Here is a 12,283-nt window from a genome sequence, read left to right as displayed (position 1 = left end):
TCCTCATGACCAAGTGTTCCCTCATCCGCGCCTTCATGGTGGCTCTCGGCATGGCTGTGACGGCGGCTATCGCGACGCCTGCCCACGCGCTTGTCGAGATCAACATCAACAAGGGTAACGTCGAGCCGCTGCCGATCGCCATTACCGATTTCCTGCAGGGCGACATGGGCGCGCAGGTCTCCCAGGTGATCGCCGCCGATCTCCAGCGCTCCGGCCTCTTTGCGCCGATCAACAAGAACGCCTTCATCGAGAAGATTTCCAACCCCGATGCCGCTCCGCGTTTCGAAGACTGGAAGGTCATCAACGCGCAGGCGCTCGTCACCGGCCGCGTCACGCAGGAAGGTGATGGCCGACTTCGCGCCGAGTTCCGTCTGTGGGATTCCTTCGCCGGTCAGCAGATGACCGGCCAGCAATTCTATACGCAGCCGGAAAACTGGCGTCGCGTTGCCCACATCATTGCCGATGCGATCTATAAGCAGATCACCGGCGAAGAAGGCTATTTCGATACCCGTGTCGTCTTTGTCTCCGAGTCTGGCACGAAGCAGCAGCGCAAACGCCAACTCGCGATCATGGATCAGGACGGCTTTAACGTGCGCACGCTGACGGATGGCAGCGACCTCGTTCTGACGCCGCGCTTCTCGCCGAACCGGCAGGAAGTGACCTACATGTCCTTCGCCAACCAGCAGCCGCGCGTCTACCTGTTGCAGCTCGAAACCGGACAGCGTGAAGTTGTCGGCAACTTCCCCGGCATGACCTTTTCGCCGCGCTTTTCGCCGGATGGCCAAAAAGTGGTGATGAGCCTTCAGCAGGAAGGTAACGCGAATATCTACACGATGGATCTGCGGTCGCGCACGACGACGCGCCTGACGTCGACAGCCGCGATCGATACCTCGCCATCCTATTCTCCGGATGGGGGCCGGATCGTTTTCGAAAGCGACCGCGGCGGAAAGCAGCAGATTTACGTGATGAATGCTGACGGCTCCGGCCAGACGCGTATCTCCTTCGGCGACGGCAACTATTCGACGCCAGTCTGGTCGCCACGCGGCGATCTGATCGCCTTCACCAAGCAATCGGGCGGGAAATTCTCGATCGGCGTGATGAAGCCGGACGGTTCGGGCGAGCGCATCCTGACGACGGGCTTCCACAACGAAGGCCCGACCTGGGCGCCGAACGGGCGTGTGCTGATGTTCTTCCGCCAGCCAGCCGGCGCAGGCGGCCCGCAGCTTTATTCGATCGATTTGACCGGTTACAACGAGCAGGCCATCAAGACGCCGACCTACGCATCCGACCCGGCCTGGTCGCCGCTGCTTGAGTAGTGGATGAGCCGGATTTCGCCTTCTTGTCGCCGCAAAGTGCTGGAATTGGCCGATGCAGGGACAATCAACAAATTATTAACCATACTTCTTGAGCGCCGATTAACCGAGTACGGTTACAGTCCGGCAACCCTGATAAATCGCAAGGAGACCCGGCCATGAGCCGAATTCACACCCCGGCAATGAGCCGCATGCAGTATTTCGCCCGCAACCCCGTCATGATCGCACTCGTTGCCGGTCTGGCGCTCGCTGGCTGCGCCAACAAGAAGACGCCGAACAGCGCTGGCGAGCTCGGCCTCGGTGCAGGTGCCGCAACGCCGGGTTCGGCTCAGGACTTTACCGTCAACGTCGGCGACCGCATCTTCTTCGACACTGACTCGACCTCGATCCGTGCCGACGCTGCCCAGACACTCGACCGCCAGGCACAGTGGCTGGCTCGCTACCCGAACTATGCGATCACCGTCGAAGGCCATGCCGACGAGCGCGGCACGCGCGAATACAACCTTGCACTCGGCGCCCGCCGTGCTGCCGCCACCAAGGATTACCTTTCTTCGCGCGGTGTTCCGGCTCAGCGCATGAAGACGATCTCCTACGGCAAGGAACGTCCGGTCGCCGTCTGCGACGATATTTCCTGCTGGTCGCAGAACCGCCGTGCAGTCACTGTTCTCGGCGGCGCCGGTATGTAATCCCCTCAAATATATTGTGTTGCGAAAAGGCGGCTCCTTCGCGGGCCGCCTTTCTTTTTGAACACACTTTGGCCAGACTCCGTTGCTTTTTGAAGGTAATTGGAAAAATCTCCTGTTCGTGCCATCCAGGCGCGAAGAATCACTGGGACAGGACGAAACCTATGAAGAAACTTGTCGTGGCAGGCTTGCTCTGCCTCGCGGCCGTAACCGGAACCGAGCGAGCGGCTTATTCCGCTTCGTTTCTCGGCATGAACTTTGGCGGCAAGCCTGCGCAAAGCCAGACGCAGACGCCGCCGGCGGTCAACGTGCAGAGCAGCAGCGCGGAAATGCGCGTGCAGCAACTCGAAGAGCAACTGCGTCAACTGAACGGCCGCATCGAGGAAATGAGCTTCCAGATCCTGCAGATGCAGGAATCACTGCGCAAGACGCAGGAAGACAACGAATTTCGCTTCCAGGATCTGGAAAAGAGCGGCGGTGCCGCTGGTTCGAAGGGCAACACGAAGAAGAGCGAGGCGGATCTGCAGCCTCCGGCTTCCGGGCAGGCCGATGCACGCCCCCAGCGCCAGAACGACGATGTCGCGACGATCATCGAGACACCACAGGGAGCCGAAAGGGCTCCCTCCAACGACGTTCCGTCGGACAGCGGTTTCGGGCGGCCGCCGCAGCAGCTGGGCTCGATCCAGTTCGATCAGAACGGCAATCCGATCGGCGGCAGCGTGAATGAGAGCGCCGAGGTCGGTTCAGCGCCGCTTCCCGACGTGAATGCCGGGACGTCGCCGCAGCAGACCGCATCTCTCGGCAGCGAGACCGATCAGTACAAGGCCGCTTACGGTCACGTCCTTTCCGGTGATTACGCGATTGCCGAAGAGCAGTTCACCCAGTATATCGCGCAGTATCCGGGAAGCGCTCGGGCTGCCGATGCCAATTTCTGGCTGGGCGAAGCGCTCTATTCCCAGGGCAAGTTCAATGAGGCCGCCAAGACCTTCCTGAATGCCCACAAGAAATACGGCTCGTCCGAAAAGGCGCCCGAAATGCTACTGAAGCTCGGCATGTCGCTGGCTGCACTCGACAATAACGACACGGCCTGTGCGACGCTCAAGGAAGTCACCAAGCGTTACCCGAAGGCTTCGCGCGCTGTCATAAGCAAGGTCGCGAGCGAACAGAAGCGCCTCTCCTGCTGAGGATTCCGGTTTGTCTCCGGACACTGTGCTTTCGCCCGAGGCCGCGGCCCGTCGCTTTCTCCGTTCGCTTGCCAGCCCGACGCGTATTCTCGTCGCCATCTCCGGCGGCAGCGATTCGACCGGTCTGCTTCTTGCACTTTTGGAAGCGCTGAAGGCCGAACCCAATTCCCAAATTTCCCTATGCGCCGCGACGATCGACCACGATCTGCGCGCAGAATCGGCAGATGAGGCGCGCCATGTCGCAGCCTTATGCAAATCGCTCGGCATTGCCCACGTGATCCATGTCTGGCGCGATCCCAAACCAAAAACCGGCATCATGGTGGCCGCCCGTGAGGCACGTTACGAACTGCTCGCAGATGCCGCGGCGGAACTTGACGCTAATCTCATCGTGACGGCGCATACGCTGGACGATCAGCGGGAGACGCGAGCGATGCGCAGCGCGCGCAGCGACAACCCCTCCACCGGCATCGCCGATGCCGTTCTCTTTGAGCGCCGGGTCTGGATCGCCCGGCCGTTTCTTTCGTGCCTGCGCGCCGATATCCGCGCATTTCTGTCGGCCCGAGCCTTGCCTTGGCTCGATGATCCAAGCAATGAGGATCTTAAATATGAGCGCGTGCGGACGCGCGCCGCATTGGCGGGTGAGGGCGCCCCGGAGGCAGACGCTTACGGCGACATCCGCTTGGAGCTTTCACGGCAGGCGGCCCAATGGCTCGGCCGTCATTTTACCCTTCCGTGCGAAGGGCTGGGCCGCGTGGACAGAGATGGACTTGAGGCGCCCCTGGACGTGCTCGGTTATGCGCTCGGCCGTCTTGCGGCCGTTTTCGGCGGACAACGCTTTGCGCCAGGCCGCGTGCAGATGGATCGCATTCTCGCTCTCGTAACCGCAGGCACGCCCCGACGCATGACCGCAAGCAGAGTGGTTTTCGATCTAAGACGCGACGGCCTTTACCTTGCACGCGAAAGCCGCGGCATCTTGCCACTGGTCGTTGCGCCCGCAGAGCGCGGCATCTGGGATGGCCGGTTTGTTGTCGAGAATAGATCGTCGTTCGATCTGACGGTTATCGCACGTTCCGCCAACTCCTCCCTCGTTCCCGTGCTTGCCACGGCAATCCAGCCACGGCGCGTGGCTGGATTGCCAAAAGCTGCGCTCAAGCGGGCCTTGGCAGCTCAGCCACGCATTTCAGTCGCCGCTGACGCGAACCTGTGCATGAATTCTCATCCGGATGTCACTCTCACGCGGTATTTTGCGCTGTTCGACCGCTTTTTGACACGATTTGATCTCATCTTTGCTGAAAGCCTCGCGGCGGCTTTTGGAATGCGCCCCTATCCAAGCCCGCCTTTAGGTCTTATTGACGGAAAAGCCATCTGACAGAGTGTATCGCCTTGGCAACGGCACAGCGCAACCCTATGTTAGAAGCCAAATAAGACGGCTGCCATGAGGCGGTTGTTGCAGTGCTGGGGAGTTCAATGAACCCTAACTTACGTAATTTCGCCTTGTGGGCAATCATAGCGCTTCTGCTGATTGCCCTTTTCAGCATGTTCCAGACGACGCCGGCGCAGACCGGCTCGCGCGACATACCCTATTCGCAGTTCCTGCGTGAGGTCGATGCGGGCCGCGTCAAGGAAGTCGTCGTCACGGGCAACCGTGTGTCGGGAAGCTATGTTGAAAACGGCACCACCTTCCAGACCTATTCTCCTGTCATAGATGACAACCTGCTCGAGCGCCTGCAGTCGAAGAACGTCCTGGTTTCGGCCCGGCCTGAAACCGACGGTTCGTCAGGCTTCCTGAGCTATCTCGGCACGCTGCTGCCGATGCTGCTCATTCTCGGCGTCTGGCTGTTCTTCATGCGGCAGATGCAAGGCGGCTCGCGTGGCGCGATGGGCTTCGGCAAGTCGAAGGCCAAGCTGCTCACGGAGGCGCATGGCCGCGTCACCTTCGATGACGTCGCAGGCGTCGACGAAGCCAAGCAGGACTTGGAAGAAATCGTCGAATTCCTGCGCGATCCGCAGAAGTTCCAGCGCCTCGGCGGCAAGATCCCGCGCGGCGTGCTGCTTGTCGGCCCTCCGGGTACCGGTAAGACGCTGCTCGCCCGCTCCGTTGCCGGCGAAGCCAACGTCCCGTTCTTCACCATCTCGGGTTCCGATTTCGTCGAAATGTTCGTCGGCGTCGGCGCAAGTCGCGTCCGCGACATGTTCGAGCAGGCGAAGAAGAATGCGCCCTGCATCATCTTCATCGACGAAATCGACGCCGTCGGCCGCCATCGCGGCGCCGGTCTTGGCGGCGGCAACGACGAGCGCGAACAGACGCTCAACCAGTTGCTGGTCGAGATGGACGGCTTTGAGGCCAATGAAGGCATCATCCTGATCGCCGCGACCAACCGCCCTGACGTTCTCGACCCCGCACTGCTACGTCCGGGCCGTTTCGATCGTCAGGTTGTCGTTCCGAATCCGGATATCGTCGGCCGCGAGCGCATCCTCAAGGTACATGCCCGCAACGTTCCGCTGGCGCCGAATGTCGACCTCAAGGTTCTCGCCCGCGGTACGCCCGGCTTCTCCGGTGCTGACCTGATGAACCTCGTCAACGAAGCCGCCCTGATGGCCGCACGCCGCAACAAGCGCGTCGTCACCATGCAGGAATTCGAAGACGCCAAGGACAAGATCATGATGGGCGCCGAGCGCCGCTCTTCGGCGATGACCGAAGCGGAAAAGAAGCTCACGGCCTATCACGAAGCTGGCCATGCGATCACGGCGCTCAACGTCGCCGTCGCCGATCCGCTGCACAAGGCAACGATCATTCCGCGCGGCCGTTCTCTCGGCATGGTCATGCAGTTGCCCGAAGGCGACCGCTACTCGATGAGCTATAAGTGGATGGTCTCGCGCCTCTGCATCATGATGGGCGGCCGCGTTGCGGAAGAACTAACCTTCGGCAAGGAGAACATCACCTCCGGTGCGTCCTCGGATATCGAGCAGGCCACCAAGCTTGCCCGCGCGATGGTCACGCAGTGGGGCTTTTCCGACCAGCTCGGTCAGGTTGCCTATGGCGAAAACCAGCAGGAGGTCTTCCTCGGCCATTCCGTATCGCAATCGAAGAACGTTTCCGAGGCCACGGCTCAAAAGATCGACAACGAAGTGCGTCGGCTTATTGACGAGGCATACACGCAGGCGCGTGATATCCTCACCGAAAAGCACGACGATTTCGTCGCGCTTGCCGAAGGCTTGCTTGAGTACGAAACGCTGACCGGCGAGGAAATCAAGGCGCTGCTGCGCGGTGAAAAGCCCGCTCGCGACCTTGGCGACGATTCGCCGCCGAGCCGCGGCTCGGCCGTGCCGAAAGCCGGCGCACGCCCGGCTTCCAAGGGCGACGAGCCGGAAGCAGGGCTCGAGCCTCAGCCGCATTGACGGAAAGCAACTCGAACGAACAAGGCCGGATTTTCCAGCAGAAGATCCGGCCTTTTTCCGTCGGTAACGGGATATAATCAATTTTCTTGGTAATTTACGTGATGGCGCATAGGATTTGTGGCATGCCGCTATCATGAAGAGGCCGCAATGAGGCTTTGTATTGGGGCGAATCGTCTCTGCGGCTTGAATTGCTTGGCGCAACGCGCTGCCTTCTTGGCGCGCTGAAAGCATAGGGGACCATATGAAAAGACGTTACTTCGGCACAGACGGCATTCGCGGGCAGTCGAATATCTTCCCGATGACGCCGGATCTGGCGATGCGGGTCGGCATTGCAGTCGGTACGATCTTCCGCCGCGGCAATCACCGCCATCGCGTGGTCATCGGCAAAGACACGCGTCTCTCCGGCTATATGCTGGAAAATGCCATGGTGGCGGGCTTCACGGCCGCTGGTGTCGATGCATTCGTTCTTGGCCCGATTCCGACGCCCGCAGTCGCCATGCTGACACGTTCGCTGCGTGCCGATATCGGCGTCATGATTTCCGCCTCGCACAATCCATACGAGGACAATGGCATCAAGCTCTTTGGCCCCGACGGCTACAAGCTTTCCGACGATATCGAAATACAGATCGAAGACTTGATGGAGAAGGATCTCCACACGCAACTTGCCAAGTCCGACGACATCGGCCGTGCCAAGCGCATCGATGGCGTGCATGACCGCTACATCGAGCATGCGAAGCGCACGCTGCCGCGCGATGTCACGCTGCAGGGCCTGAGGATTGCGATCGACTGCGCCAATGGTGCCGCCTATAAAGTGGCACCGGCCGTGCTTTGGGAACTCGGCGCCGATGTCGTAACGATCGGCAACGAGCCGAACGGGACCAACATCAATCTCAACTGCGGTTCCACGAGCCCCGTTGCCTTGCAGAAGAAGGTCGACGAAGTGCGGGCCGATATCGGTATCGCGCTCGATGGCGACGCCGATCGGGTCATCATCGTGGATGAAAACGGCACGATGGTCGACGGCGACCAGCTGATGGCGGTGATCGCCGAAACGTGGGCGGAGAACCAGCAGCTTCGCGGCAACGGCATCGTTGCGACCGTGATGTCGAACCTCGGCCTGGAACGCTTTCTCGAAGGCAAGGGGATGGGTCTTGCCCGCACCAAGGTTGGCGACCGCTATGTCGTCGAGCACATGCGCCAGCACAATTTCAACGTCGGCGGCGAACAGTCCGGGCATATCGTGCTCTCGGACTACGGCACGACCGGCGATGGCCTTGTTGCCGCGCTGCAGATTCTTGCTGCCGTCAAGCGCACTGGCAAGACCGTCAGCGAAGTCTGCCGCCGCTTCGAGCCGGTGCCGCAGCTTCTGCGCAATGTCCGCATTTCCAGCGGCAAGCCGCTGGAAGACCTGCAGGTGCAGCAGGCAATCGCCGATGCGGAAGCCGAGCTTTCCAAGAACGGCCGCCTCGTTATCCGCCCCTCCGGCACCGAACCGCTAATCCGCGTCATGGCGGAAGGCGACGACCGGGCGCAGATCGAGCGCATTGTCAACGAGCTGATCGGCATGATCTCGGGCGTCCGTACCGCCGCTTAGTTCTGCCTTGGATGATCGATCACAGCCGGCGCCAATGCGCCGGCTTTTTTGCCTGCGTCATTCGTTTCAGCACAATCTTATTGGATGAATTGACTTATCGGCGAGGAGGCATAGCTTTTTCCTGATCGCACAAGTGTCACCCGCCTGCAGCGGCGACAACACGGCAAGCCATATTGCGATAGAAACATGGCGCCGGCCGTCGTTTCAGGCAACCTGGGAGGATTGGGTTGTCATGCGGTATCGCATTCTCTTAGCCGGCTTATGTGTTGCCATGCTTCCTGCTTTTGGCGTGAATGCCCAAGAGGGCGATGCCGCGGCGGGCGCTACTGTTTTCAAAAAATGCGCCATATGTCATGTGGCCGATACGGACAAGAACAAGGTCGGTCCGTCGCTGAACCGGATTCTTGGCAGGAAGGCGGCGACGCATCCGAATTTCAGCTATTCCCCGGCAATGAAGAAAGCAGGCGAGGGCGGGCTTGTTTGGGATGAGGCAACACTGCGCGACTATCTCCACGATCCCAAGGGAAAGATAAAGGGAACGAAGATGGTGTTTGCCGGGCTGAAGGATGACAGCGAGATCAACAACCTCATCGCTTACCTCAAGCAGTTTTCCCAATAGATGTGATGCGAATGCCTTACGGTCGCCGCAACGCCGCTTTCGCTGTCGTCATTGTCCACACGACTTGTTCGTGAGATAATGCTAAAAATACACCGACGGATTGCGGATTTCGCCCTGTGGCAAGTCACAGTTCAAGGAGCAGGCAATGGCTATCGTGCTGGTTCTGGTTCTGCTGGTCGTGGGATCCGTCGTGTTCCATTTGCTGAGCCCGTGGTGGTGGACGCCGATCGCCTCCAACTGGAGCTACATCGACAACACCCTGCTGATCACCTTTGCGATCACCGGTCTGGTGTTCGTGGCGGTGGGTTCCTTCATGGCCTATTGCGTGTTCCGGTTCCGGCACAAACCCGGAAACCAGGCTGCCTATGAGCCGGAAAACAGGCGGCTGGAGATATGGCTTGCGGTGGTAACCTCCGTCGGGGTTGCCGCGATGCTTGCGCCCGGGCTCGTCGTGTGGAACCAGTTCATCACCGTGCCCGCCGATGCGCACCAGATCGAGGTCGTCGCTCAACAGTGGCAGTGGAGTTTCCGGATGCCGGGCGCAGACGGACGGCTGGGGAAATCCGATACCCGTGAGGTCAGTCCGGAAAATCCCCTTGGCCTGAACAAGAACGACACCGCAGGGCTCGACGACGTCATCGTCGAGGGAGGTGAGTTGCACCTGCCGATCGGCAAGCCGGTCAAGGTCCTGCTTCGTTCGATCGACGTCCTTCATGATTTCTACGTGCCGGAGTTCCGGGCAAAGATGGATATGATCCCCGGCATGGTGACCTATTTCTGGTTTACGCCGACGCGCACGGGAACGTTCGAAATCCTTTGCGCCGAGCTGTGCGGCGTCGGGCATTCGCAAATGCGCGGAACGGTCATGATCGATGAGGAGGTCGCCTACCAGGCGTGGCTGGCGGAGCAGACGACATTCACGCAGATGCTGGCATCGGGGCAAGCGCAGCCGGCAGAACAGGCGCAGTAACTATCGGAGGAACAGGGAGGACGGACATATCATGGTCGATATCCGATCGGGCGCCGGGGAGGTCATCCCGCCTGCAGAAGTCGAAGATGTGGAACTTTACCATCCGAAGAGCTGGTGGACGAAATATGTCTTCAGCCAGGATGCCAAGATCATTGCCGTCCAATACTCGGTGACGGCGATGGCGATCGGTTTCGTGGCGCTCGTCCTGTCCTGGTTGATGCGCCTGCAGCTTGCCTTTCCCGGTTACTTCGCTTTCATCGACGCGGAGCACTATTACCAGTTCATCACCATGCATGGCATGATCATGGTGATCTATCTTCTCACCGCACTGTTTCTCGGCGGTTTCGGCAACTACCTCATTCCCCTGATGCTCGGCGCCAGGGACATGGTGTTTCCCTATGCCAACATGCTGAGTTACTGGATCTATCTGCTCGCCGTGCTGGTGCTCGTCGCCGGATTTTTCGCGCCCGGCGGACCAACCGGGGCCGGCTGGACGCTCTATCCGCCGCAAGCCATTCTTTCGGGCACGCCGGGCGGACAGGACTGGGGCATCATTCTCATGCTGTCGTCGCTGATCCTGTTCATCATCGGCTTCACGATGGGCGGCCTGAATTATGTCGTGACCGTGCTGCAGGGACGCGCGCGCGGCATGACGCTGATGCGCATGCCGCTGACGGTCTGGGGAATTTTCACCGCGACGGTCATGGCGCTGCTTGCCTTTCCCGCACTTTTCGTTGCCGCCGTGATGATGCTGTTCGACCGGCTGCTCGGGACGAGCTTCTTCATGCCTGCCATCGTGGAGATGGGCACGCAGCTGCAGCAGGGTGGCGGCAGTCCCATCCTTTTCCAGCATCTCTTCTGGTTCTTCGGCCATCCCGAGGTCTATATCGTGGCGCTCCCCGCCTTCGGGATCGTCTCCGATCTCATTAGCACGCATGCGCGAAAGAATATCTTCGGCTATCGCATGATGGTCTGGGCGATCCTGATCATCGGGGCGCTCAGCTTCATCGTCTGGGCGCATCACATGTATGTCAGCGGCATGAACCCGAATTTCGGCTTCTTCTTTGCCGTCACGACGCTCATCATTGCGGTGCCGACAGCGATCAAGGTCTATAACTGGGTGCTGACGCTCTGGCGCGGCGATATCCACCTGACGCTGCCGATGCTTTTTGCGCTCGCCTTCATTCTGACTTTCGTCAATGGCGGCCTGACGGGGCTGTTCCTCGGCAATGTGGTCGTCGACGTGCCGCTGTCCGATACGATGTTTGTGGTGGCGCATTTTCACATGGTGATGGGCGTGGCACCGATCCTGGTCATTTTCGGTGCGATCTATCATTGGTATCCGAAGGTGACCGGGCGCATGCTGGACGAGACGCTGGGGCACATCCATTTCTGGACCACGTTCATCGGCACCTATGCGATCTTCTTTCCCATGCACTATCTCGGCCTGGTGGGCGTGCCTCGCCGCTATTATGAGATGGGCGAGACGGCTTTCGTTCCGCCGTCCGCCGATACGCTGAACGTTTTCATCACCGCTGCTGCGCTGATTGTCGGGGCAGCGCAGATCGTCTTCCTGTTCAACCTGGTCTGGAGCCTTTTCAGGGGCCGGGAAGCCGGCGGCAATCCGTGGCGTGCGACAACGCTGGAATGGCAGACGCCGCAGACCCCGCCGGTGCATGGCAACTGGGGCAAGGAACTGCCGGTGGTCTACCGTTGGGCGTATGATTACAGCGTGCCAGGCAATAGCCAGGACTTCCTTGCGCAGAATGATCCGGGCACCGCCCGGACGACGGCGGGAGCAGCTTCATGAGCGTCATGATGATCTTCCTGGCGGTCATCGCCGTCATCGTCCTTTGGTGGATGACCCAGCACCGGCTGACATCCAAGCCGTGGCTGGAAGTGGGACTGGTGACCGAGTCGGCCGGCCAAAAGCGATTGCCGATCGCGCCCGCCAGGGTCGGGCTCGGCATTTTCCTCGCCGTAGTTGGCGCGCTCTTTGCGCTTCTGATTAGCGCCTACTCCATGCGCATGGCGGCAGCCGACTGGTGGGCGACGCCCATTCCCGGGCTGCTCTGGGTCAACACCGCCGCGCTTGCGCTCAGCAGCGTCGCGCTCGAATGGGCAAAAGGCGAGGCACGCCGCGGTCGTAGCGACATCATGCGGGTTGCGCTTCTTTTGGGGTTGGCGACGGTATTCCTCTTTCTCGCCGGACAGGTGATGGCGTGGCGGGAGCTTGCGGCGGCCGGTTACGTGCTTGCCGACAATCCTGCCAACAGCTTCTTCTACATGCTGACCGGCCTGCACGGCCTGCACATTCTGGGCGGTCTGGCGGTGCTCGGCCGCACGACGGGCAGGGCCTTCGACAGTCGTTTCCCTGCCCGCAGGCTGTACCTCAGCCTCGAGCTCTGCGCCGTCTACTGGCATTTCATGCTTTTCGTCTGGGTGGTTCTCTTCGCACTCTTTGCCGGCTGGGCGAATGATTTCGTCGATCTCTGCCGCCAGCTGATTTCGTGAGGGATGA

The 12,283-nt window shown here is 60.3% G+C and carries 10 protein-coding genes; all 10 read left to right on the top strand.

The features are described 5' to 3' along the window. Positions 1–5 precede the first annotated feature (5 nt). Complete coding sequence (gene tolB, locus RGR602_RS16740; protein ID WP_039846976.1) at positions 6–1,316, top strand: Tol-Pal system beta propeller repeat protein TolB; 1,311 nt, start codon at positions 6–8, stop codon at positions 1,314–1,316. A 155-nt stretch (positions 1,317–1,471) separates the two neighbouring features. Continuing rightward, positions 1,472–1,999 carry a peptidoglycan-associated lipoprotein Pal gene (gene pal, locus RGR602_RS16735; protein ID WP_039846019.1) on the top strand — a complete coding sequence of 176 codons (528 nt, stop codon included), beginning with the start codon at positions 1,472–1,474 and terminating at the stop codon, positions 1,997–1,999. A 161-nt stretch (positions 2,000–2,160) separates the two neighbouring features. Then, positions 2,161–3,180 (top strand): tol-pal system protein YbgF, encoded by a 1,020-nt coding sequence (ybgF, locus tag RGR602_RS16730; RefSeq protein ID WP_039846018.1) that lies wholly within the window; start codon positions 2,161–2,163, stop codon positions 3,178–3,180. Between the two features lie 10 nt (positions 3,181–3,190). After that, entirely contained in the window at positions 3,191–4,549 is a 1,359-nt protein-coding gene (gene tilS, locus RGR602_RS16725; protein WP_039846017.1) for a tRNA lysidine(34) synthetase TilS, read from the top strand. A gap of 98 nt (positions 4,550–4,647) precedes the next feature. After that, positions 4,648–6,579 (top strand): ATP-dependent zinc metalloprotease FtsH, encoded by a 1,932-nt coding sequence (gene ftsH, locus RGR602_RS16720; protein ID WP_022715750.1) that lies wholly within the window; start codon positions 4,648–4,650, stop codon positions 6,577–6,579. Between the two features lie 241 nt (positions 6,580–6,820). Beyond that, on the top strand, positions 6,821–8,173 hold the full coding sequence (glmM, locus tag RGR602_RS16715; protein ID WP_039846016.1) for a phosphoglucosamine mutase: 1,353 nt from the start codon (positions 6,821–6,823) through the stop codon (positions 8,171–8,173). Between the two features lie 232 nt (positions 8,174–8,405). After that, positions 8,406–8,792, top strand: a complete 387-nt coding sequence (locus RGR602_RS16710; RefSeq protein WP_039846015.1) for a c-type cytochrome — start codon at positions 8,406–8,408, stop codon at positions 8,790–8,792. Positions 8,793–8,937: 145 nt separating this feature from the next. Further along, positions 8,938–9,762: a cytochrome c oxidase subunit II gene (locus RGR602_RS16705; protein WP_039846014.1), complete on the top strand. Its 825-nt coding sequence runs from the start codon at positions 8,938–8,940 to the stop codon at positions 9,760–9,762. Between the two features lie 31 nt (positions 9,763–9,793). Beyond that, positions 9,794–11,572, top strand: coding sequence for a cytochrome c oxidase subunit I (gene ctaD, locus RGR602_RS16700; RefSeq protein ID WP_039846013.1), 1,779 nt, complete (start codon positions 9,794–9,796; stop codon positions 11,570–11,572). Beyond that, the gene (locus RGR602_RS16695) at positions 11,569–12,276 is read left to right on the top strand and encodes a cytochrome c oxidase subunit 3 (protein ID WP_039846012.1); all 708 of its coding nucleotides are present in this window, start codon (positions 11,569–11,571) and stop codon (positions 12,274–12,276) included. The genes ctaD and RGR602_RS16695 overlap by 4 nt, the downstream gene beginning before the upstream one ends. Positions 12,277–12,283 lie beyond the last annotated feature (7 nt).

Source organism: Rhizobium gallicum bv. gallicum R602sp (genome assembly GCF_000816845.1).
GTDB classification, from domain to species: domain Bacteria; phylum Pseudomonadota; class Alphaproteobacteria; order Rhizobiales; family Rhizobiaceae; genus Rhizobium; species Rhizobium gallicum.
This window is presented reverse-complemented; position numbering and strand designations above follow the sequence as displayed.

Bases quoted from the DNA above. Each gene is read 5' to 3' on its own strand.
- ybgF (WP_039846018.1), top strand. From the start codon at position 2,161: ATGAAGAAACTTGTCGTGGCAGGCTTGCTCTGCCTCGCGGCCGTAACC.
- tolB (WP_039846976.1), top strand. From the start codon at position 6: ATGACCAAGTGTTCCCTCATCCGCGCCTTCATGGTGGCTCTCGGCATG.
- RGR602_RS16710 (WP_039846015.1), top strand. From the start codon at position 8,406: ATGCGGTATCGCATTCTCTTAGCCGGCTTATGTGTTGCCATGCTTCCT.
- pal (WP_039846019.1), top strand. From the start codon at position 1,472: ATGAGCCGAATTCACACCCCGGCAATGAGCCGCATGCAGTATTTCGCC.
- ftsH (WP_022715750.1), top strand. From the start codon at position 4,648: ATGAACCCTAACTTACGTAATTTCGCCTTGTGGGCAATCATAGCGCTT.
- glmM (WP_039846016.1), top strand. From the start codon at position 6,821: ATGAAAAGACGTTACTTCGGCACAGACGGCATTCGCGGGCAGTCGAAT.
- ctaD (WP_039846013.1), top strand. From the start codon at position 9,794: ATGGTCGATATCCGATCGGGCGCCGGGGAGGTCATCCCGCCTGCAGAA.
- RGR602_RS16695 (WP_039846012.1), top strand. From the start codon at position 11,569: ATGAGCGTCATGATGATCTTCCTGGCGGTCATCGCCGTCATCGTCCTT.
- RGR602_RS16705 (WP_039846014.1), top strand. From the start codon at position 8,938: ATGGCTATCGTGCTGGTTCTGGTTCTGCTGGTCGTGGGATCCGTCGTG.